This is a genomic window from Pseudidiomarina halophila (assembly GCF_003987215.1).
Classification (GTDB): Bacteria; Pseudomonadota; Gammaproteobacteria; order Enterobacterales; family Alteromonadaceae; genus Pseudidiomarina; species Pseudidiomarina halophila.
In genome coordinates, this window is the sequence record NZ_PIPW01000004.1 from 176,066 (window position 1) to 197,279 (window position 21,214).

The following is a 21,214-nucleotide window of genomic DNA, read 5'->3' on the forward strand; positions in this document are numbered from 1 at the left end:
TGACACTAATTTAGAATTTGTCATTAAAGTGTCACATTGACAGCTTAAACTCCGCAGTGTCATTTGAACAAAAGCTGCACGGCAGCATTGACGATTGGAGTCATTATGAAAGTTAAAACAGTTCTTCTTGCTTTAGGCTTAGCTGGCGTTGTTGCTACATCTGCACACGCTCAAAAACCGACCGATAACCTTCCTGAATACGAAAAAGTAAGTGGCCTTTCAGGCAACTTGTCATCAGTAGGTTCTGACACTCTGGCCAACATGATGACCTTCTGGGCCGAAGAGTTTAAGCGTCTTTATCCAAACGTTAACATGCAAATTCAAGCTGCTGGTTCATCAACTGCGCCGCCAGCACTTACCGAAGGTACTTCAAACTTTGGCCCAATGAGCCGCAATATGAAGTCGAAAGAAATCGAATCGTTCGAGAAGCGTCACGGTTATAAGCCGACACCAGTGCGTGTTGCTATTGATGCGTTGGCTGTATTTGTGCATAAAGATAACCCGATTAAGGGCATGACCATTGCAGAAGTTGATGCGGTATTCAGCTCAACCCGTCTGTGTGGCGCGACCAGCCAGGTACAGCGCTGGGGTGATCTGGGCCTTGAAGGCAGCTGGGCAGGCCGCGACTTACAGCTTTATGGTCGGAACTCAGTGTCTGGCACCTATGGTTTCTTCAAAGAAGAAGCATTATGTGACGGCGATTTCCGCGCTAACGTCAATGAGCAGCCGGGTTCTGCGTCAGTAGTGCAGTCAGTATCAACCTCGCTGAATGCCATTGGTTATTCAGGTATTGGTTATATGACCTCAGGCGTTAAAACGGTGCCTCTAGCGGTAGTCGAAGGTGGAGAATACGTAGACGCGACGACTGAGAGCGCTCTGGCTGGTAAGTACCCACTTGCGCGCTTCCTGGTGGTTTACGTGAACAAGCACCCGAACAAGCCGTTAGATCCTGCAACAGCAGAATTCCTGAAAATGGTACTGTCAAAAACCGGTCAGGAAATTGTCGATAAAGACGGCTATATTCCGTTACCAAAAGTTGTAGTAGAGCAAGAGTTAGAAAAACTCGGCTTAAACTAAGAGCTACATCAGAAAAAACCCGGCTCTCGCCGGGTTTTTTCGTTACTGGATATCGGTTATTAGTTATTGGAGGCAGCTTCCAGCAAGCCTCAGTTTCCCTCCAATAACTAATATCTGATATCCAATAACTAATATCTAATATCCAACAACTAATATCTGATATCCAATAACGCTCTTGTTTTTTTTGAATAATGTCACTTTTATGACGATGCTGTAACAATACTGTCATACTACTTGGCTATACTCTCGGCCAATCGAATTAAACTTGCGAAACCACTCGAGGTAATAATGGCGGCAACAAAACCCGCATTGGGAGCCAGCAATTATCGACTCTTTAAAGACCGTGCGGCTCGTTGGGGCGTTAGCTTCGGCGGCGTCATGGTACTGGTCGCGTTATTGCTGATTTTCTTTTATCTATTGTACGTAATAGAACCGATATTCCGTGGTGTTGAAATCAACCATGAACGCAGTTTTGCTAGTCCTGCTTCTGGTGAAATTGTCGCTATGGGCGTGGAAGAACAGTCGGAAATTGGCTATCAGTTTAGTGCTGACGGCGAGCTTGTGTTCTTCGCGCTAAAAGCGAAAAAGGGTACGGACTGGGAACCGGGTAAACCGCTGTTACGCCAACAGGTTACCGAGTCGACGCCAACGGCGTTTGCGCAAACCCAACCACAGAACAATCGCTATGCTTATGCGGTTGAAGGTGGTGCGGTGCGTTTGGTGGAGCCGAAGTTTAGCAGTCAGTTTCGCGATGGTGAATTATTTATCACGCCAAAAGTTGGCGAAGTGAACGCTGGCGAGTTGATTCAGGTCGATAACGAAGGTAAAAACCTTACCAAGCTCGCCTACGAGTACGACGGCGAATCCATGCTGTTTGCCGCGCAAACAGCGGATGACCGGGTGATTGTGAACTCAATTCAGGCGTCACGTAACTTCCTCTCTGGCGCCGTGGAGATGGACTCCAGGTTTACCGAGCTGCCTATCACTGGTGCCATCAGCGAGCTGACGGTGACACCAGATTTACGCCAGGTTTTGATCCGTCAGAATAATCGTTTTTGGGTGTATGACGTGTCGCGCACCGGCGTCGTGAAAGAGCGTCAGTTGATCACCGTTGATGCGCGCAAGTTTGGTGAAATCACTAGTATGCAGCTGCTGGCGGGAGCCAGTTCAATTCTATTTGGTCACGCCAATGGCAAAGTTACCCAGTGGTTTGAGGTTTCGGGTGATGACGGTCGCCGTTACCAGTTTATCCGCGATTTTCAGGCCGCAGAGACAGCGATCACTGACATTGTCGCCGAATACTATCGACGCACGTTTTATACCATTTCGGCGAGCGGCGAACTGGGTGTTTTTCACACCACATCAGAAGCTGAGCTTTACCGCGGACAGCCGCATGACTTTGCCGCTGAGCGTGTAGTCATTGATCCAAGAGCAAATACCTTGATGCTTTTGAATGATCAGGGCTTACATGTATTCGATTTGGTCAACGAACATCCGGAAGTAACCTGGAGTGGTTTATGGCAGGAAGTCTGGTACGAAGGCTACCCTGAGCCTGATTATGTCTGGCAGTCGACTTCTGGTTCCGATGACTTCGAGCCTAAATTCAGTTTGGTCCCCATCTCATTCGGTACCATTAAGGCAGCGGCCTATGCCATGCTGTTTGCTGTGCCTATTGGCCTGGCAGCGGCAGTGTACACCGCCTACTTCATGTCGCCGGGGGTGCGCAAAGTTGTGAAACCTACGGTTGAGATCATGGAGGCGTTACCTACGGTTATTCTCGGTTTCCTAGCCGGGTTATGGCTGGCGCCTATTGTGGAGCATTATCTTCCCGGCATCATTGCGGTGATTCTGCTGGTGCCGCTGGCTATAGTGCTGTTCGCATTTTTAACCAGCCACTTACCGAAAAGCATACGTAATAGCTTTACCGATGGTCGCGCAGCCTTGATTTTATTGCCGTTGGTTGCTTTTGTCGGTTGGTTCTCGTTCCAGATGTCGCCGCTGATTGAAAACTGGCTGTTCGATGGCAACGTGCGTCGTTACCTGACCAACGAACTCGGTATTACTTTCGATCAGCGTAATGCCTTGGTTGTTGGTATTGCGATGGGCTTTGCCGTGATACCCACAATTTTCTCGATTGCCGAAGATGCCGTATTCAGTGTGCCTAAGCACCTGTCCAATGGCTCGCTGGCGCTCGGTGCTACCACCTGGCAAACCTTAACCAAAGTTGTGTTGTTGACTGCGAGTCCGGGCATTTTCTCTGCCGTAATGATGGGCCTCGGACGTGCCGTGGGTGAGACCATGATTGTCTTGATGGCGACCGGTAACACACCAATTATGGACTGGAATATTTTTGAGGGGATGCGCACCTTGTCGGCGAATATCGCGGTCGAGATGCCGGAATCAGAGGTAGGTAGTTCGCACTATCGAATTCTGTTCTTAGCGGCGTTTGTGCTCTTTGTTTTCACTTTCGCGTTTAACACCGTGGCGGAGCTTGTGCGCCAGCGGTTACGTGAAAAATATAGCTCGATGTAAGCGAGAGGATTTCCATGAAGCAATGGTTTAACTCAGGAAAACCCTGGATTTGGCTAACTGCAGGTTCCGTTAGCATCAGTTTGATCGCTGTTCTCGGGCTGTTGATATTAATTGGCTGGCGTGGCTTGTCATTTTTCTGGCCGGCACAAATTCACGAAATGGATGTGCGAGCCAACGATGGCTCTATTTCAACTATCATTGGCGAAGTGTACGAGACGGAAACCATTCCAATCGAACGTTTAAGGGAGTCAGGCGTAGCCCTGGACGACTTCAACGAGCCGACGCTGGAGCGTTGGCTGATTAAGGTTGGTAATCGTGAGTATGTACCTTTGGACTTTTCCTGGGTGCTGCAACCACAGATCGTCAGTGATGAAACACCTGCTGATTTAGCGGTATTTGAACGCAGTAAAGATGGCAACTTTTACGGCTACGTTGTTGATGTTTTAGAAGACGGCGTATCCGTAGCCAATCAGGGCAATATCCGCGACGTACTGCAACAGCGTATTGAGCGTGCAGTAGAATTAAATGAACAAGCCAGCGATCTTCAGGACAGCGAGATTGGTGCGATTAACTACCAGCTCAACCAGCTGCGCTTGGAACGTAGAGCACTTGAGCTGGCGGGTAATTTAACGCCAGCTGAAGAAGATCGAATTGCGGCCGCAGAAGAGCAGCTGCGCGAAGACTACCAGGTGCTCGAAGAACAGTTGTTTGCGTTGCGTGAAAAAGCCAGCCGGGATCAGGTGCAGGTGCGCGACATGCGGGGCGAAATCGTAACCCTGCCGATGTACCGCATGCTGGCGGTGCACTTCCCCAATGACATGGGCTTTTTCGCCAAACTGGGTCACTTTTTCGTGCAAATTGGCAAATTTGTCAGCGACGATCCGCGTGAAGCTAATACCGAAGGCGGAGTCTTCCCGGCGATTTTCGGTACCGTGTTTATGGTCTTGTTGATGTCGGTCATTGTGACGCCTTTTGGTGTTGTGGCAGCGATTTACCTGCATGAGTATGCGGGCAAGAATACTGTTACGCGGTTGATTCGTATCGCCGTTATCAACCTGGCAGGGGTGCCGTCCATCGTTTATGGTGTATTTGGCCTTGGCTTCTTTGTTTACATGGTAGGTGGCTCATTAGACCAAATCTTCTACCCGGAAGCGCTGCCAAGTCCGACCTTCGGTACTCCGGGCGTGATGTGGGCAGCGATTACCCTGGCGATTCTGACGCTACCGGTTGTGATTGTTTCAACCGAGGAAGGCTTGTCGCGGATCCCCAGCACACTGCGTGAAGGTAGCCTGGCGTTAGGTGCCACGAAAGCGGAAACCTTATGGCGGATTATTATCCCCATGGCGTCACCAGCAATTATGACCGGCCTGATTCTGGCGGTTGCACGTGCGGCTGGAGAGGTAGCACCACTGATGTTGGTGGGTGTGGTGAAGTCAGCACCGATGTTGCCGGTTGATGGGAACTTCCCGTACTTCCATTTGGATCGCAAATTTATGCACCTTGGTTTCCACATCTATGATGTCGGCTTCCAGAGTCCAAATGTCGAAGCGGCACGGCCGTTGGTCTACGCAACCTCATTTTTACTGGTTACCATCATTGTCGGTCTCAACCTGACCGCGATTGGCGTACGTAACCATTTACGTGAAAAATATCGCTCACTTGAGCATTAATTAACGAAGCAGAAGCGAAAGGTCTTACTATGATTTCGGTAACTCCGACAGAAAATCAGGCAGAACGTCTCGATTTAGAAAACTTATCAGCGGAACAAACCGCACTGGAAATTCGCAATCTGAATCTGCACTATGGCGATGCTCAGGCGCTCTATGATATTTCCATGGCGATTCCAAAAAATCGTGTCACTGCGTTTATCGGTCCATCAGGCTGTGGTAAATCCACCTTGTTGCGCTGTATTAACCGCATGAATGACTTGGTTGAGATTTGCCGGATAAATGGCGAAATCCGCTTAAACGAAAAGAATATCTACGACAAAGATGTTGATGCAGCAGCATTGCGGCGTAAGGTTGGTATGGTGTTTCAGCGTCCAAACCCATTCCCTAAGTCGATTTATGAAAACGTGGTTTATGGCATGCGCCTGCAAGGCGTCAATGATCGTCGCACCCTGGATGAGGTGGTGGAGCGTTCCTTGAAAGGTGCCGCACTCTGGGAAGAAGTTAAAGATCGCTTAAACGCAAGTGCGTTCAGCTTATCTGGTGGTCAGCAACAGCGTCTGGTAATTGCGCGGGCGATCGCCATTGAGCCAGAGGTATTGTTGCTGGATGAACCAACATCGGCACTTGACCCAATTTCGACCCTAACCATTGAAGAGCTCATCACTGAGCTGAAAGAAAAATATACCGTGGTGATTGTGACGCATAACATGCAACAAGCAGCGCGGGTTTCTGATCAAACAGCATTTATGTACATGGGTAAATTGATTGAATATGCAGATACCAACTCGCTGTTCACCACGCCCAGTCAGAAACAAACTGAAGATTATATTACCGGCCGTTACGGCTAACAGGAGTCAGGCATGGACAAGTTGAATATGAGCCGGCATATCTCCGGAAAATTTAATGAAGAGCTTGATGCAGTTCGCACTCAGGTGATGAATATGGGCGGTCTGGTTGAGCAGCAGTTGCGCGATGCGTTGGTTGCGATTGAAAAATCTGACCAGGAGCTTGCACAAGAAGTGCTGCAGCGTGATTACAAAATCAACGCGCTGGAAGTTCAGATTGACGAAGCTTGTGTGCAGATTATTGCCAAACGGCAACCTGCTGCAAGTGACTTGCGCCTGGTAATTGCGATCTTTAAAACCATCGCTGACTTAGAGCGTATTGGTGATGAAGCAGAGCGTATCGCTCGGGTTGCAATGGAAAGCTTCAATAACGATCAGCAGGAATTTTTGGTGAGCCTGGAAAATCTGGGACAGCAAGTGTTAGCCATGTTGCGTGGCGTTCTGGATGCCTTTGCCCGCATGGATCTAGACAGCGCCTTTGAAGTCCACCAGATGGATGCGCAGGCTGACCGGCAGTACGAAGGTCTGACCCGCCAGCTGATGACCTACATGATGGAAGACCCACGTGGCATTCCTAAAGTTATGAATGTACTTTGGTCTGCGCGCTCACTTGAGCGTATCGGTGACCGTTGCCAGAACATCGCCGAGTACATTATCTTTTTCGTTAAAGGTAAAGATGTACGGCATGTGTCGCCAGAATCGATGGCCCGCACCGTCGGTCGTGCAGCGCCAGACACTGAATAACTCTGATTGTTGACGAAAAAAGCCGACCTCTGGGGGACACTTCTGGGTCGGCTTTTTTGTCCGAAAAAATTAACTTAGGCTAAGTAGTTGTCAATAAACTTTAAGAACTCAGCCTCGGGTAGTGGTTTGGAAATAAAATAGCCTTGTGCGACGCTGCAGCCGAGTTCATCTAATAATGTCAGCGTTTTTTCGTCCTCGACACCTTCTGCCACGGTTTTTAACTTGAGATGGTCAGCCAGCACCAGAGTAGCGCGAATGATGTTGCAGTTTTTCTCATGCTCGACCATGCCTGTGACGAACGCGCGGTCAATTTTTAGCTCCTGTATAGGAAATGCGCTCAGGTAAGCCAGGGACGAATAGCCAGTGCCGAAATCATCGATAGATACTTTGATGCCCAGTTCATTTAACCGCACTAACGTATCACTGATATGACCAATTTCGCTGGAGAAGCTGGTTTCCGTCAGTTCCAGCTTCAAGTCGCAGAATTCACCTTTAAAATGTTCAACTGCGCTTTTAATTGTCTCAAAAAAGTTCGGATCGGCAAGATCATGAACAGATACGTTTACGCTTGTCACTAACGGACGGTTTTGCTTGCGTAACAGGGCGGAGACCCGGATCGCTTCATTTAACATCAGCTTGGTGATCTGGGAAATGTAACCGAGTTTTTCCACCAGCGGCACAAACTCGTCGGGAGTTAGTGCGCCCAGTGTGGGGTGCTGCCACCTGACCAGCGCTTCAGCACCAATGAGCTGACCCGTTTTAATATCAATCTGTGGCTGGAAAACTGCATACATGCCCTTGAGCGAGTGCGTTCTGAATGCGGTTACCACGGCCTGATCGGTCGTGCTTGGATCCATCGATGAATCATAAACCAGCCGGTGTTTATTCCGGTAAACAGCCATCGACAGCGCAGCGTCAGCATGGTCAAGTAGTACTCCACAGGCGCTGCCATGCTCGGGAAAACAGGCTGACCCAGCAACGTACTGGGCGTAGGGCATTGCTTCGATTTGCTTGGTTGATAAGGATTCGAAGAAAAGCTCTATCTCTGAAGGATCTGAAAACACAGCAAAAATACCGCGGCCAAAATAACACGAAGGCCCGGTTATCTGATCCTTTAACAGCATGGTGATATGTTTAATCAGTTCTGATGAATAGGCCTGTCCTAAGGTTCCTCGTACTTCACTCAAATGCACCAGTTTAAAAATCATGAGCTCACAGCTTGCCGGCTTCTGCTTAAGCGTTTTATCGACCATTTCGGCAAAATAATGCGGTCTGCACAGACCTGTCTCGGTTTCATAATCGGCGATATGCTGGGCGTTATTCTCAGAGCGATCTGCCCGCTCCATTGCTGTTCCAAGGTCGAAGCTTTTGCTTATAACTCGGAGGCGCAGGGTCCATGAGGTCAGGAAAAAAATCACCGTAAGTGCAATCGCTGCTAAAGCTGTGTAACCGACGTAAAAAGGAACCTGGATATAGGAATCTCGACCCGGGCGGATCTCTGATTCCCATTTTTCATAAACAGCCTGATATTGGTCAGATGCTATGGTCTGCGACAGTGCGCCCTCCAGCCAGGCGTAAAGGTCTTTGCGTTCGAATTGCACCGCAAAGGCGTAATTACGCGGCCAGAATGGCGGACTCAACGACTCAAGTGGCAACTCTGAGTCTGCGATAAGATTTTCCGCAACGCTTTCGGTAAGAATGGCGTAATCGGCCTCGCCAAGGAGCACCGCATTCAACGCTCCCTCAGTGCTGTCTGTAAGGACAAGCTCTACATTGAATTTTTTTGCGAGTAATTCTTCATGGGCGTAGGAACGCGTTTCAACTGCAACACGTTGTCCGGTAAAATCAACAGGCTGAGGTATCGGCAGCTGAGTTGGTGCGCCATAAATCGCGTGATTAACAACGTAAAAGGGGGTGCTGAAGCGAAACAGGCGCGCGCGCTCGTCGGATACGTACATAGCCAGCACATCAACCTCGCCTTGCTCGAAAGCCTCCAGGATTTCTGCCCAGTTGCCCAGCTTGAATTCCGCAGGTATATCCCCGGCCTTACTCACTGCTTTCGCCAGATCGATATTAAACCCTAGCGGCATGCCCTGGTCTTCCCATTCAAACGGCTGATAGCCTGAATTGCCGCCGAAAGTGATTCGCCGTTCAGGGGTTCCGGTTAGCGGATCGATTGCTGTGATAGCTGCTGTTGGGGTTTCCGCTGTCGTAGGCGTTGCGGTGGCACTTCCTGTGGCATCAGGGATTGTTACGATAAGCAGTGTGAGAAATGACCAAAAAATAAAGAAGATAGCTCGTTTCATTCTCCAGGGGTTATCCGAAATCGCCTCTGAAATGCGGAGCATAGTGCCTCTTTTTAATATTGATGTGTTAAATAAATTTTAACACTAGACTGATAAAGGTAACGTATAACAAAAAACAATTCAAAAATTTACTTAAAAATGATCTTTGCGTACCTTTTTGAATGATGCGAGTGTTACTGATGCTCAAGCCGAACCACTGAATCTCTACTCAGCAGTTCCTGAAACTGACGCGGTGGAATAGCGTGGTTATCAAAGCGGATGTGCACACAAATGCGCTAGCAATGCTAGGACACGCGTTCAGTATTCGCTAGTACAAAACGCGTGCGCGTATGGTGCCCTCAATGGCTCGCATAGAGTCGAGCAGGGTGTCGGCGATATCACTCTCGGCTGGTGTGTCGATGTCGATGACCACGTAGCCAAGTTCGGCATCGGTCTGCAAGTACTGTCCTGAGACGTTGATACTTTGCTCTGCCAGCAATTGGTTGATACGGGTGAGCATGCCCGGGCGGTTTTCGTGAATGTGCAATAAGCGCCGTGCGCCATGATGCGCCGGTAACGAAACCTCAGGGAAGTTCACGGCGGAAAGGGTCGAGCCATTATCCGAGTAGTGCGCCAACTTACCGGCCACTTCAACCCCAATGTTCTCTTGTGCTTCCTGGGTCGAACCGCCTACATGCGGGGTCAGAATACAGTTATCGAGTTGACGTAACGGAGACTCAAAGACTTCGTTGTTACTGCCCGGTTCAACGGGGAACACATCGATGGCAGCACCGGCCAGGTGGCCAGTTCGCAGCGCTTCAGCCAGCGCGTCAATGACTACCACAGTGCCGCGCGAAGCGTTGATCAGCAGCGCGCCTTTTTTCATTTTGGCCAGTTGTGGCGCCGCTATCATCCACTGGGTTTGTGCAGTCTCAGGCACATGCAGGGTGACCACATCAGCTTGCTGCAGCAGTTCATCAAGGGAACCAACCGCATGTGCATTACCCAGCGGCAGCTTGCTTTCGATGTCGTAAAAACGCACTTGCATGCCTAATTGCTCGGCCAGAATACTTAATTGACTGCCAATGTGGCCGTAACCGACGATGCCGAGTACTTTGCCGCGCGCTTCATAACTGCCGGCCGCGGATTTGTCCCAATCACCACGGTGGGCCGCAGCGTTCTTCTCAGGTACACGGCGTAACAGCATAATGATCTCCGCCAGTACTAACTCGGCAACGCTGCGGGTATTGGAAAAGGGGGCGTTGAATACCACCACGCCGTGGCGGCGGGCAGCTTGCAGATCGACCTGATTAGTGCCAATACAAAAACAACCGACGCCAATGAGCTTTTCGGCAGCGGCAAACACCCGGTCACTTAGTTCGGTACGCGAGCGAATACCAACAAAGTGGGCGTCACTTATTTTGCTGCATAACTCTTCTTCAGTTAGCGCGGTTTTGATGTACTCAACATTGTGGTAACCGCGCTGCTTGAGTATGTTAACGGCGCTTTCATGCACCCCTTCAAGCAGTAAAAATTTGATTCTGTCTTTGGCCAGGGAAACTTGGGTCATGGGCGTCACTTCAGGGTTTGAATGCCATCTGCACTGGCAATGAGGGCAAGATCTGCGCCACGCTGGGCGAACAGGCCATTGGTGACAACGCCAACAATATTATTGAGCTGTTGCTCAAGATGAATCGGGTCGAGAATATCGAAGTTATGCACGTCGAGTATCCAGTTGCCGTTGTCGGTAACAACCCCTTCGCGCCAGACGGGATCACCGCCGAGCCTGACAATTTGCCGTCCGACATATGAGCGTGCCATAGGGATAACTTCTACCGGCACCGGGAAATTACCCAACCGGCCGACCTGCTTCGATTTATCAACGATACAAACAAAGGTTTGAGCGACCGCGGCAATGATCTTTTCGCGCGTCAGTGCTGCACCACCGCCTTTGACCATGCGCATGTGGCTGTCGATTTCATCAGCACCATCAATATACAACGGCAACTCGCTCACTGAATTGAGGTCAACCACGCGGATACCGTGTGATTTAAGCCGTTCAGTTGAAGCTTCAGAGCTGGAAACTGCTGCTTCAATGTCATGCTTCATTTCGGCGAGTAAATCGATGAAAAAGTTTACCGTGGAACCGGTGCCAACACCGATCACTGAGCCGGGTTTGAAGTGCTCTTTGACGTAGTCGAATGCTGCTTGCGCTGCTTGCTGCTTGAGTTGTTCTTGAGAGGTTGCCATGCCTGCGTCCTGAATCAGTGGGCTATGGCTTTTGAGTATACAGTTTTAGTTGCGAAAGTCCCATAGTTTCGCTGGTGTGATCACCCGCGGCAGTGGCACATCCCAGGCAGCATGAGGCAGCACCTCGACCTGTTGGCAATCAAAGGCTAAACCAATGGGCTGCAGGTGGGGCAACCGACCCGCATGCCAGGCCGCGAGGGTACGATCATAAAAACCGCCACCCATACCCAAACGATTCCCCTCCAGATCGAAGCCAACTAAAGGGACCAGCAGGATTTGCAGTTGTGCGAGGGGAAGGATATCAGTGCAGGCCAGCACAGGCTCCGGAATACCATAAATATTAGGCCGCCAAACCGTCGTCTCACTGACCCGCAGAAATAACAGATGGTTAGGTCTGACCGGATGCAGGACGGGCAGTGCCAGTTGGTGTCCCTGTGCCTGCAACGCCTTATTCAATTGTGCGGTCGGTAGTTCGGCCCGCACACTATGATAACTGCCGATATTGCAGGCATGCTCAAGCTCAGGTAACTGCTGCAGATGTGTCAGCACTTGCAGCGCCGCATCTTCGCGCTGCTGCGGTGAGAGTGCCTGACGCTGCGCAAGCAGTGATTTTCGCAATTGCTGTCGGTTCATGTCGCTGGTATTCTTGAGAAATCTTACAACGCATCGCTAGGTATGCGTTTTCTATTTAAGAAGGCACTTTATATCATGATTAAACGGCTACTGACTATGGCAGTGCTCAGCCTGGTGCTGAGCGCACAAGTATTTGCAGCTCCGCCTAAGGCTCCGCCGCGTGGCGACCAGGGCGAGGGTCCTTATGAACGCTTGATCCTGCGCGGGGTAAACCTGATCAACGGTGAAGGCGCACCGATGCAGGGACCGGTCGATATCGTGATTGAGAATGATCGCATCACTAACGTGGTTAGCGTTGGAAACCCCGGGGTGCCTGTGTTGCCCGGCAATCGGCCAGAGTTGCGCGAAGGCGATAAAGAAATGGATCTAACCGGGCATTATGTACTGCCGGGCTTTATTGACATGCATGGTCATATCGGCGGTTCTGCGGAAGGCATTCCGGCTGAGTACGTATTGAAGCTGTGGCTGGCCCACGGCATCACCACGGTGCGTGAACCGGGCAGTTTCAATGGTCTGGAATGGACCACCTGGCACGAGCAACAAGCTGCGGACAACGCTATTGTAGCGCCGCGCATCATTCCTTACTTAGGTTTTGGTATGAACTCAGACGAGCCTATTTTCAATGCGGAACAGGCGCGTGAGTGGGTGCGGGATACCAAACGTGCAGGTGCCAAGGGCATCAAGTTCTTTGGCGCGCGCCCAGAAATCATTGCCGCAGCTTTAGATGAAGCCGACAAGCAAGGCTTAGGCACTATGATGCATCATGCCCAGCTCAATGTCGTGCGAACCAACGTGGTGGATTCCGCCCGTATGGGTCTTGATAGCATGGAACACTGGTACGGCCTGCCAGAAGCTATGTTCACTGGCCAGGTGATTCAGGATTATCCGGCTGATTACAATTACAATAACGAGCAGGATCGTTTTGCCGAAGCTGGTCGCTTGTGGCAACAAGCGGCTGAGCCAGGTAGTGACAAGTGGAATGAGGTTCGTGATGAACTGATCGCGCTCGATTTTACCATTAACCCAACATTGACGATTTATGAAGCCAGCCGCGATTTAATGCGCGAGCGTCAGGCGATCTGGCATGATGATTACACCCTGCCACAGCTGTGGGATTTCTTTGAGCCAAGCCGTTATGCTCATGGTTCCTATTGGTTTGACTGGACCACGGACGAAGAAGTCGCATGGCGCAAGAATTACCAGAAATGGATGGCCTTCCTGAATGACTTTAAAAACCACGGTGGTCGCATTACCACAGGCTCGGACGCGGGTTACATCTACAAGATTTATGGCTTTGGTTTAATTCGCGAGTTTGAATTGCTACGTGAAGCGGGATTCAATGCCCTGGAAGTGATTCAGGCAGCCACTTTAAATGGCGCAGAAGCGCTAGGTCTGGAACATGAAATTGGCAGTGTAGTACCGGGTAAAAAAGCTGATTTGGTGGTTGTAGCGGAAAATCCATTAGCCAACTTCAAAGTACTTTACGGCACAGGTCATTTTAAACTCGATGAGAATAACCAGCCGATGCGCACTGAAGGTGTTCGCTACACCATTAAAGACGGTATTGTTTACGATGCCCAGGAGCTTTTAGACGATGTCAGTAAAATCGTCGAAAAGGCCAAACAAGAGCAATAAGGATCGTTAAGGAAAGGGGTGATCACCCGGGATGCCGCTGCGTGCCTTGGCCCTTGAACCCACTGGTTCAAGGCGGGGCGCAAATACACGGCCGTAGGCTTCTCGATACATGTCGAGCTTGCTCAATAGCCGCTCAGTGAGCCCCTGTACTGATGACATCGGCTCAGGGACATTGGCGTGCTGGCGAACATCCCAGGCGATCATAACTGTTGACGTTACTTGCGCCCTGGACGTTGTTCCGTAGCAACCTGCTCCAGGGTTTCTTGCAGTAACTTAACTTTTTCTTCCAGCTCTTCGATGCGTTTCCGTTGCGAGAGTTCAAGTTGCGCACTTTCGTGGCACAAGTTTAACGCTGCCATCACCGCGATCTGTTCAGGATGACTTAACCGCGTCACTTGTTTGATGTGCTCTAGCTTCTGATTCAACTTATCCGCAGCTTGCTGCAATGCAACCTCTTGTCCTTCCGGACAATTCACTTTGTAGCGACGTTCCATCAAATTGATGTCCATGGTGCGCTGACTCATGACCAAGGTTCCTTGCTGGTTGATATTGCATTTGTGTGCATTATGCCATGCCTTGAGGGGGGTTGTCAGCTAGCCTGAACGGCTGCGCAGTGGTAGGATGCAAGTTATCAAAAAGCAAGAGATAGACCTGCATGACTGATTCAAATTCTGATCAACCGGCGGAACTGGAGAGCAGCTCTCAAGCCTACGACCGCCTTACTGAGTTCTTCGAGCGCCACGGCCTGTTATCGAGCGCAGCCGAGGTTCATGGACTACTGACCGGCATGATTGCCGGCGGAGCCGGCGTTGAAGGCGACGAATGGCTGCTGCTGCTGAGCGATCTCATCAATGAGGGGAATTCGTTCCCGCCGGACGTACGCGAGCAGGTGAGCCTGATGGCCGCTGAGTTATGCGCCAGTCTGCGCGACCCTGATCTTGGCTTTCAGTTGTTGTTGCCAGGGGATCACGAACCCTTACATGAGCGTTTACAAGCGCTCACTGCCTGGGTGCAATCCTTCCTGGTGGGCTTTGGCGTGAATCAGACCAACCTTGCCGGACTCTCAGAGGATCTGCGTGAAGCCATAGACGACATGGTTGAAATCGCAAAACTCGATATCGCTGTTGATGATGACGAAGAAGCCGAGCGGGCATACTTTGAAATCATGGAATATCTGCGGATCTCGGCGATGCTCTGCTTTAATGAGCTGGGCCAGAACGGTGGCGCCGGCTGTAAAACGAACAAGACGCTGCACTAACAATGACTGTGATGCTGAACAACGATGAATTCGCCCAACGCCGGGCACGTCTGTTAAAGCGCCTGGCCGCTCAACCCCATTCAACGGTAGCGATTATTCCGGGAGCGCAGCTGGCGACCCGCAGTCGCGATACCGAATTTCCGTTTCGCCAGGACAGTGACTTTTTCTATCTGACCGGTTTTAACGAACCCGATGCCGTGCTGGTGCTGGCACCTGATAGCGATATGCCTGTGCAATTGTATTGTCAGCCATCGGATCCCCACGCAGAAGTCTGGCACGGTCGCCGACTTGGCGTTGCTCTTGCGGTCGCCGAATTAGGCGTTGATGTGGCACATGCGATTGATGATCTTGATGACCACCTGCTACCGCTACTTGATGGGGTGCATACGGTGATGATTGACCATGGCAAATCAGAGTGGCTGGCCCACGTACAAGAGCTCAGTGATCAGCTCCGGCAAAGCAGAAAAAAAGGTCAACAAGCACCGCGTGCGTATGTTGATATCGCGCCCTGGCTGCACGAAGCGCGGCTGCTGAAGTCAGCGGCTGAACTTGAGGTGATGCGTGAAGCTGCGCGCATTACCGTTGCAGCACATAAACGTGCGATGCGCTTTACTGCTCCCGGTCACTACGAATACCAGGTTGCCGCTGAACTTCATCATGAGTTTGCCTTTAATGGTGCCAGTGGACCAGCTTATGGCACTATTTGTGGCAGCGGTGAAAATGCCTGTATTTTGCATTACACGGAAAACCAATCGCAGCTGCGCGATGGCGATTTATTGTTGATTGATGCTGGCGCTGAATACCAGGGCTATGCGGCCGATATTACCCGTACTTTTCCGGTTAACGGCAAGTTCAGTGACAACCAACGGCAACTTTATGAGATTGTTTTACGAGCACAGGATGCAGCATTTGCCACCCTCAAGCCGGGTAGCAATTTGCAACGCGCCCATGAAGCCGCAGCGGAAGAAATCACCAGAGGGTTGGTCGATCTGGGTATCTTGCAGGGCGACGCAAAAGAGCATATGGAACAAGGCAGTTATCGGCGGTTCTTTATTCATGGCTTGGGTCACTGGCTCGGTTTGGATGTCCATGATGTGGGTGATTACCAACAGGATGGCTCTCAACAGGGTAAGAAAAGCACAGCATTTAAACCTGGCATGGTGTTGACCGTTGAGCCCGGTATTTATATTCCGGCAGATGCGCAGGATGTTGAACCAAAGTGGCGCGGCATAGGTATTCGTATTGAAGACGACGTGATCATCACCGAATCAGGCTATGAAAATATGACCGCAGATGTACCCAAAACTGTAGCAGAGATCGAAGCGTGGATGCAGGCAAGCTAACTTCCATTATCATTGCCGGTGGTGGCCTGGTAGGCTCACTAAGTGCGCTGTTATTGGCGCAGCGGCGTCCTGATCTGAGCATCGTTATAATTGAGCCCAATGCTGATGGGCCGGTACGTGACAAGCGTACCATTGCGCTCGCGGCAGCGACCGTCGAGTTGCTCCAGCAACACGGACTCTGGTCGCTATTGGCATCGGAAAGCGAAGCCATCGAACATATTCATGTCAGTGATCGCGGTTACCTTGGGGTAACCCGTTTGCATGCGGAAGATGAAGGCGTCGACGCGCTTGGTCAGGTGGTACCGGCCGCAGCGTTAAATCGCGCACTCTATCAGCGCCTGCAGGATTTACCGAACATTGACTGGCGTGGCGGTGCGCGCGTCACAGCTATTGAACAGACTACTGAAGCTGCGATAGTGACGGTTGCTTCGACCACGGATCCCAATGCTGCAACGGAGCAGTTACAGTGCCAGCTGCTGGTCGGTGCTGACGGCCAACGTTCCTTTGTCCGCGAAGCATTAGGCATAGCCATGCAGCTTACGGACTACCAGCAGGTCGGTATTATTGCCACATTGCAGCTGGCAGAACCGTTAGACGGCTGGGCCTATGAGCGTTTCACCGAAACCGGGCCGATAGCGTTGCTCCCCCTCCCGAATAAACAAGCTTCGTTGGTATGGTCAGTGAGCGAAGATCACGCCGCGGACACCCTGGCGATGACCGACGAGCAATTCTTGCAGTCTGTACAACAAGCTTTTGGCTACCGGGCGGGGCGTTTTACCGGCATTGGCGAACGCTTGCAATTTCCACTGCAGCTGCATCTTGCCGAACGCAGTATTGCCCACCGTGCAGTGATTATCGGCAATGCCTCACACACCTTACATCCTATTGCCGGACAGGGGTTTAACCTTGGGGTCCGTGATGCCATTGCCCTTAGCGATCAGCTGGCATTGGCGGATGACCCGGGCGCTTATGTGACGCTGGCGGATTACTGGCAGCAGCGTAAAGGCGATTATCAACAAATTATTGGACTGACGGATCTGCTGGTGCGGGGTTTTTCTAATCATCACTGGCCGATGAATCATCTGCGCAACCTTGCGTTGCTGGGTCTGGATGTGCTGCCGCCGCTACGCAACAGATTTGCACGACAAACCATGGGGCTGACCCATTTAGCTAAAGATTTTGCTAAGCATTTGGCTAACGGAGAACGCAGATGACACAGCACTTTATTGTAGTTGGCGGTGGCATGATTGGGTTAGCCAGTGCACTTGGCTTACGCCGGCAGGGTCATCGTGTCACTCTGGTTGAGCAAGGCGACGCACCGAGTTACAGCGACGAAACTGAGCTACGCGTGAGCGCGATTGCGCATCATAGTCGTGCGCTATTAACTGAGTTGGGCGTTTGGCAGAATTTGCCGGCTGAACGACTTGGTCCCTACACAGCCATGGAAGTCTGGGATCACGACAGTTTTGGCCGCATCGCTTTTGCCGCCAACGAAGTAAACCAGACGGATCTTGGTGCGATTATCGAAAACCGTGTGCTGGAAACCCACCTCTGGCAAGCGGCCGCTGACGCCGGGGTAGAGTTGCTCGCGCAAACCGCAGTGCAAAACCACAAGGTCAGTACCGATGAAGTCTCGGTGGAAGCTGGCGGGCAACGCATCCGCGGTGATTATTTGGTGGCGGCCGATGGCGTCAACTCACCGCTACGACAAGCGGCAGGACTGCCGCTGACGTTCTGGGATTACCAACAGCAAGGCTGTGTTGCCGTCATTCGCTGCAGCCAGCCCCATAATGGCTGTGCGCGGCAGGTATTCCTGCCGACCGGACCGGTGGCCTGGCTACCGTTAGCCGATCCCCACCATGTTTCGCTGGTGTGGTCTGCCGACACCGAGTTTGCGCAACAGCTGCAACAACTTGACGACAGTGATTTCATCAAGCAACTGCAGGCGGTGAGTGACCAGTGTTTAGGCCAGTTGGAGCTGGCGTCGACCCGTGCTTACTTCCCACTACGCATGCAGTATGCAAAGCGCTGGCTGCAACAACGATTAATACTTATCGGTGATGCCGCCCACAGTATTCATCCACTGGCCGGGCAGGGTGCCAATTTAGGCTTTGGCGATGTGCATGATTTACTAACGGTGACCGCAACCGAATTTACCAGCGCGGAGCTGCGCCACTGGGAACGTCAACGCAAAGTTGCTGCGGTGCAGATGATTGCCACTATGGAAAGCTTTAAACGCGGTTTCGGAAACGCATGGCCGGTGCCCAAGCTACTGCGCGGCATTGGCTTACGCTTAGCGGATCGGATCGCACCGTTAAAACGCGCACTGATTAAATCCGCTCTAGGATAAATTGCCCGAGTTGTTGCGCGGCGGAATTTTCTGCTGCGCGTGTTGATAACATCACACCGACCTCTCCTAACTCTGGTAACCCCACGTTATCTGCGACCCGATGCAGACGTTCCAGATCGGCGGGAACAGTGCTCTGCGCCAACACCGTGATACCCAATCCACTTTCGATGGCTGCTGTTAAGCCACTAAAGTCAGTATTGGTGTAGGTAATGCGCGAGGCGATTCCGGCTTGACGCAGTGCACGTAACGCGCGGCGCCGGTAGATGCAGCCATCGGGGGCCATTACCAGAGGTAGCGGCGAGGGCAGCAAGTGGCTGTCCTGATTACCGACCCAGACCAGTGGTTCCTGGCGCAGTTCCAGCCATTGCACCGGATTTACCAGTTGTGCGGCATCTTTACCGCCTTGCTCGGTAAGCGCAATGATGACATCAAAGTCATCCGCTTTTGTTATCAGCTGTTTACTCAGCGCTGAGGTGACTTCAAGGGCGACATTGGGGTAACCCTGCGCAAATTGACCCAGCACCTGGGGTAATAATTTGCTGGCAAATTCACTGGTGATGCCTAAGCGCACCCGGCCGCTGAGTTCCGGTTCGGTTAAGCGTGCAATGATCTGGTCATTGAGATTCAGCATCGCGCGCGCCGCGTCCATCAGCTCTGCGCCTGCTGGTGTCAGCTGAATACGACCTCCGGCGCGGGCGTAAAGTCGTACTCCAAGCATGTCTTCAAGCCGCTGCAACTGCAAACTGATTGCCGGCTGCGAACGACCGAGTTGTTGGCCTGCGGCAGTAAAGCTTTGTAATTCATAAACGCTGATAAAGGCGCGTAAGCTATCCAGGGGCAATTGCTGCATGAATTCACCTAAATTATTAACAAAACCAATAGTTATTTAAATCCTATAAGTAAAAATTATAATAGCATAAGGAATATTAATTTGTTGCGAGCGCCGATGGGTTTTATAATTGGCGCCACTTTAAGCAAAACAACAGGACGACGACGCCATGGCAAATCGTACCCCTTTACATAATGCGCACGTAAAAGCTGGCGCCAAGCTGGTCGACTTTCACGGCTGGGAAATGCCGTTGAATTATGGCTCGCAGATTGAAGAACATAACGCGGTGCGCAAAGACTCAGGCGTGTTTGATGTGTCGCACATGACCATCGTTGATGTGCTTGGCAGTGAAGCGAAAAAATTCCTACGTTATATGTTGGCGAACGATGTAGCGAAGTTGACGGTGCCAGGTAAAGCTCAGTACAACAGCATGTTGAACGAAAAAGGCGGCGTCATTGATGATTTGATTGTTTATTACTTTACCGACGAGTCCTATCGTTTGGTGGTCAATTCAGCAACGCGTGAGCGCGATCTGGGTTGGATCGAAAGTGTGGCGAAAGACTTTGAAGTGGAAATTGCTGAGCAGCCACAGTTTGCCATGATCGCATTGCAAGGCCCGAATGCAGCGGGAAAACTTAAGCTGGTGCTGGGTGACGAAGCGTTCAGCAAGGTTGATGGTATGAAACCTTTTATGTCCCAACAGGTCGGCGACTTGTTTATCGCAACCACTGGTTATACTGGTGAAGCTGGCTATGAAATAGTTCTGCCAGATCATGTTGCCGAAACCGTCTGGGATGACCTACTCAACGTGGGAGTCCAGCCATGCGGCCTTGGCGCACGTGATACTTTGCGTTTAGAAGCAGGTATGAACTTGTATGGCCAGGATATGGATGAAAATACAACGCCATTGGAAGCCAATATGGGCTGGAGCGTTGCATTTGAGCCTGAAGACCGTAAGTTTATCGGTCGTAATGCGCTTGAGAAACAAAAAGCCGAAGGCCATAACAAACTTGTCGGCCTGGTAATGCGTGAGAAAGGCGTTCTGCGCCATGGTCAGAAAGTTGTGGTGGATGGCGGCGAGGGTGTTATTACCTCGGGTACTTTCTCACCGACCCTGGGCTTTTCAATTGCCATGGCTCGCGTTCCTTCATCGGTAGGTGAAACTGCAGAAGTGGAAATGCGCAAAAAATTCGTTACAGTTAGCGTGGTAAAACCAAGCTTCGTCCGTAACGGCAAAAGCCTTGTTTAAGCAGATCAAACAGAACAATTAACCCGAGGATCAGAACATGAGCTCAATCCCAAAAGAATTAAAATACGCAGCAACTCACGAATGGGTTCGCAACGATGGTGATGGTATCTTTACTATCGGTATCAGTGAGCATGCGCAAGATTTGTTAGGCGACATGGTGTTTGTAGAACTACCAGAAGTTGGTGCTACGGTTGCCGCTGGTGATGACATTGCGGTAGCTGAATCAGTAAAAGCTGCATCAGACATCTACGCACCTATCGCCGGTGAAATCACCGCCGTCAATGAAGAGCTGGAAGACTCACCGGAAACTGTGAACAGTGATCCATACGGTGACGGTTGGTTGTTTAAGATTAAGGCAGAAGATCCAAGTGAAGTCGAAAGCCTGCTTGATGCCGAAGGCTATCAAGCCGTTATCGACGAAGAGTAATTAGGCAATGGAATGCACAAACCCCGGTTCACGTCACCGGGGTTTTGTGTTTCCTGTTCCCCTGTACCACCCGAATTAAGGGACAAG

18 protein-coding genes and 1 other RNA gene are annotated in these 21,214 nt (G+C 51.1%); 12 read left to right on the forward strand and 7 right to left on the reverse strand.

Translation table 11 applies throughout. The features are described 5' to 3' along the window. The first annotated feature begins 105 nt into the window (after positions 1–105). From CWI69_RS11555 to phoU, 5 genes are all read left to right on the forward strand, one after another. Complete coding sequence (locus CWI69_RS11555; RefSeq protein ID WP_126764476.1) at positions 106–1,077, forward strand: PstS family phosphate ABC transporter substrate-binding protein; 972 nt, start codon at positions 106–108, stop codon at positions 1,075–1,077. A 288-nt stretch (positions 1,078–1,365) separates the two neighbouring features. After that, complete coding sequence (locus CWI69_RS11560) at positions 1,366–3,609, forward strand: ABC transporter permease subunit (protein ID WP_126764477.1); 2,244 nt, start codon at positions 1,366–1,368, stop codon at positions 3,607–3,609. Between the two features lie 14 nt (positions 3,610–3,623). Continuing rightward, the gene (pstA, locus tag CWI69_RS11565; protein WP_126764478.1) at positions 3,624–5,279 is read left to right on the forward strand and encodes a phosphate ABC transporter permease PstA; all 1,656 of its coding nucleotides are present in this window, start codon (positions 3,624–3,626) and stop codon (positions 5,277–5,279) included. Positions 5,280–5,308: 29 nt separating this feature from the next. Beyond that, positions 5,309–6,127 carry a phosphate ABC transporter ATP-binding protein PstB gene (gene pstB, locus CWI69_RS11570; protein WP_126764479.1) on the forward strand — a complete coding sequence of 273 codons (819 nt, stop codon included), beginning with the start codon at positions 5,309–5,311 and terminating at the stop codon, positions 6,125–6,127. 12 nt (positions 6,128–6,139) lie between these two features. Further along, a complete protein-coding gene (phoU, locus tag CWI69_RS11575) occupies positions 6,140–6,868 on the forward strand; it encodes a phosphate signaling complex protein PhoU (RefSeq protein ID WP_126764480.1) in 729 nt (242 codons plus the stop codon). A 74-nt stretch (positions 6,869–6,942) separates the two neighbouring features. Here phoU and CWI69_RS11580 read toward each other — a convergent pair whose 3' ends face one another. From CWI69_RS11580 to CWI69_RS11595, 4 genes are all read right to left on the reverse strand, one after another. Next, positions 6,943–9,216 (reverse strand): putative bifunctional diguanylate cyclase/phosphodiesterase, encoded by a 2,274-nt coding sequence (locus tag CWI69_RS11580; RefSeq protein WP_126764481.1) that lies wholly within the window; start codon positions 9,214–9,216, stop codon positions 6,943–6,945. Between the two features lie 265 nt (positions 9,217–9,481). Continuing rightward, positions 9,482–10,723: a phosphoglycerate dehydrogenase gene (gene serA / locus CWI69_RS11585; RefSeq protein ID WP_126764482.1), complete on the reverse strand. Its 1,242-nt coding sequence runs from the start codon at positions 10,721–10,723 to the stop codon at positions 9,482–9,484. Positions 10,724–10,728: 5 nt separating this feature from the next. Beyond that, a complete protein-coding gene (gene rpiA / locus CWI69_RS11590) occupies positions 10,729–11,403 on the reverse strand; it encodes a ribose-5-phosphate isomerase RpiA (protein WP_126764483.1) in 675 nt (224 codons plus the stop codon). Positions 11,404–11,448: 45 nt separating this feature from the next. After that, entirely contained in the window at positions 11,449–12,036 is a 588-nt protein-coding gene (locus tag CWI69_RS11595) for a 5-formyltetrahydrofolate cyclo-ligase (RefSeq protein WP_126764484.1), read from the reverse strand. A 75-nt stretch (positions 12,037–12,111) separates the two neighbouring features. On the opposite strand from CWI69_RS11595, the gene CWI69_RS11600 reads away from it, so the two are divergent. Beyond that, positions 12,112–13,671 carry an amidohydrolase family protein gene (locus CWI69_RS11600; protein ID WP_126764485.1) on the forward strand — a complete coding sequence of 520 codons (1,560 nt, stop codon included), beginning with the start codon at positions 12,112–12,114 and terminating at the stop codon, positions 13,669–13,671. Between the two features lie 19 nt (positions 13,672–13,690). Here the strand turns inward: CWI69_RS11600 and ssrS are convergent. Beyond that, positions 13,691–13,873: non-coding RNA, 6S RNA (gene ssrS / locus CWI69_RS11605), on the reverse strand. 13 nt (positions 13,874–13,886) lie between these two features. Continuing rightward, positions 13,887–14,195 carry a cell division protein ZapA gene (locus CWI69_RS11610; protein ID WP_126764486.1) on the reverse strand — a complete coding sequence of 103 codons (309 nt, stop codon included), beginning with the start codon at positions 14,193–14,195 and terminating at the stop codon, positions 13,887–13,889. 131 nt (positions 14,196–14,326) lie between these two features. On the opposite strand from CWI69_RS11610, the gene CWI69_RS11615 reads away from it, so the two are divergent. Genes CWI69_RS11615 through CWI69_RS11630 form a run of 4 tightly spaced genes read left to right on the forward strand, consistent with a single transcriptional unit; the run spans position 14,327 to position 18,622 of the window. Next, the gene (locus CWI69_RS11615; protein WP_126764487.1) at positions 14,327–14,929 is read left to right on the forward strand and encodes a UPF0149 family protein; all 603 of its coding nucleotides are present in this window, start codon (positions 14,327–14,329) and stop codon (positions 14,927–14,929) included. A gap of 11 nt (positions 14,930–14,940) precedes the next feature. Next, on the forward strand, positions 14,941–16,272 hold the full coding sequence (gene pepP / locus CWI69_RS11620; protein ID WP_198678950.1) for a Xaa-Pro aminopeptidase: 1,332 nt from the start codon (positions 14,941–14,943) through the stop codon (positions 16,270–16,272). Then, positions 16,254–17,486: a 2-octaprenyl-6-methoxyphenyl hydroxylase gene (gene ubiH, locus CWI69_RS11625; RefSeq protein WP_126764489.1), complete on the forward strand. Its 1,233-nt coding sequence runs from the start codon at positions 16,254–16,256 to the stop codon at positions 17,484–17,486. The genes pepP and ubiH overlap by 19 nt, the downstream gene beginning before the upstream one ends. Further along, the gene (locus tag CWI69_RS11630) at positions 17,483–18,622 is read left to right on the forward strand and encodes an FAD-dependent oxidoreductase (protein ID WP_126764490.1); all 1,140 of its coding nucleotides are present in this window, start codon (positions 17,483–17,485) and stop codon (positions 18,620–18,622) included. Before ubiH ends, CWI69_RS11630 begins: the two co-directional genes overlap by 4 nt. Here the strand turns inward: CWI69_RS11630 and CWI69_RS11635 are convergent. Then, positions 18,603–19,472 carry a LysR family transcriptional regulator gene (locus CWI69_RS11635; protein ID WP_126764491.1) on the reverse strand — a complete coding sequence of 290 codons (870 nt, stop codon included), beginning with the start codon at positions 19,470–19,472 and terminating at the stop codon, positions 18,603–18,605. The genes CWI69_RS11630 and CWI69_RS11635 overlap by 20 nt on opposite strands. A gap of 148 nt (positions 19,473–19,620) precedes the next feature. Here CWI69_RS11635 and gcvT point away from each other — a divergent pair, with 148 nt between their 5' ends. Together gcvT and gcvH are read left to right on the forward strand one after the other, a co-directional pair. Beyond that, a complete protein-coding gene (gcvT, locus tag CWI69_RS11640; protein ID WP_126764492.1) occupies positions 19,621–20,700 on the forward strand; it encodes a glycine cleavage system aminomethyltransferase GcvT in 1,080 nt (359 codons plus the stop codon). A gap of 37 nt (positions 20,701–20,737) precedes the next feature. Next, positions 20,738–21,127, forward strand: coding sequence for a glycine cleavage system protein GcvH (gcvH, locus tag CWI69_RS11645; RefSeq protein WP_126764493.1), 390 nt, complete (start codon positions 20,738–20,740; stop codon positions 21,125–21,127). The last annotated feature ends 87 nt before the right edge of the window (positions 21,128–21,214 follow it).

What these genes read in the sequence shown, in the direction of transcription:
- gcvH (WP_126764493.1), top strand. Translation starts at nt 20,738, where the DNA reads ATGAGCTCAATCCCAAAAGAATTAAAATACGCAGCAACTCACGAATGG.
- CWI69_RS11600 (WP_126764485.1), top strand. Translation starts at nt 12,112, where the DNA reads ATGATTAAACGGCTACTGACTATGGCAGTGCTCAGCCTGGTGCTGAGC.
- CWI69_RS11610 (WP_126764486.1), bottom strand. Translation starts at nt 14,195, where the DNA reads ATGAGTCAGCGCACCATGGACATCAATTTGATGGAACGTCGCTACAAA.
- CWI69_RS11615 (WP_126764487.1), top strand. Translation starts at nt 14,327, where the DNA reads ATGACTGATTCAAATTCTGATCAACCGGCGGAACTGGAGAGCAGCTCT.
- pstB (WP_126764479.1), top strand. Translation starts at nt 5,309, where the DNA reads ATGATTTCGGTAACTCCGACAGAAAATCAGGCAGAACGTCTCGATTTA.
- CWI69_RS11630 (WP_126764490.1), top strand. Translation starts at nt 17,483, where the DNA reads ATGACACAGCACTTTATTGTAGTTGGCGGTGGCATGATTGGGTTAGCC.
- pepP (WP_198678950.1), top strand. Translation starts at nt 14,941, where the DNA reads ATGCTGAACAACGATGAATTCGCCCAACGCCGGGCACGTCTGTTAAAG.
- CWI69_RS11635 (WP_126764491.1), bottom strand. Translation starts at nt 19,472, where the DNA reads ATGCAGCAATTGCCCCTGGATAGCTTACGCGCCTTTATCAGCGTTTAT.
- gcvT (WP_126764492.1), top strand. Translation starts at nt 19,621, where the DNA reads ATGGCAAATCGTACCCCTTTACATAATGCGCACGTAAAAGCTGGCGCC.
- rpiA (WP_126764483.1), bottom strand. Translation starts at nt 11,403, where the DNA reads ATGGCAACCTCTCAAGAACAACTCAAGCAGCAAGCAGCGCAAGCAGCA.
- CWI69_RS11555 (WP_126764476.1), top strand. Translation starts at nt 106, where the DNA reads ATGAAAGTTAAAACAGTTCTTCTTGCTTTAGGCTTAGCTGGCGTTGTT.
- phoU (WP_126764480.1), top strand. Translation starts at nt 6,140, where the DNA reads ATGGACAAGTTGAATATGAGCCGGCATATCTCCGGAAAATTTAATGAA.
- CWI69_RS11560 (WP_126764477.1), top strand. Translation starts at nt 1,366, where the DNA reads ATGGCGGCAACAAAACCCGCATTGGGAGCCAGCAATTATCGACTCTTT.
- CWI69_RS11580 (WP_126764481.1), bottom strand. Translation starts at nt 9,216, where the DNA reads ATGCTCCGCATTTCAGAGGCGATTTCGGATAACCCCTGGAGAATGAAA.
- serA (WP_126764482.1), bottom strand. Translation starts at nt 10,723, where the DNA reads ATGACCCAAGTTTCCCTGGCCAAAGACAGAATCAAATTTTTACTGCTT.
- pstA (WP_126764478.1), top strand. Translation starts at nt 3,624, where the DNA reads ATGAAGCAATGGTTTAACTCAGGAAAACCCTGGATTTGGCTAACTGCA.
- CWI69_RS11595 (WP_126764484.1), bottom strand. Translation starts at nt 12,036, where the DNA reads ATGAACCGACAGCAATTGCGAAAATCACTGCTTGCGCAGCGTCAGGCA.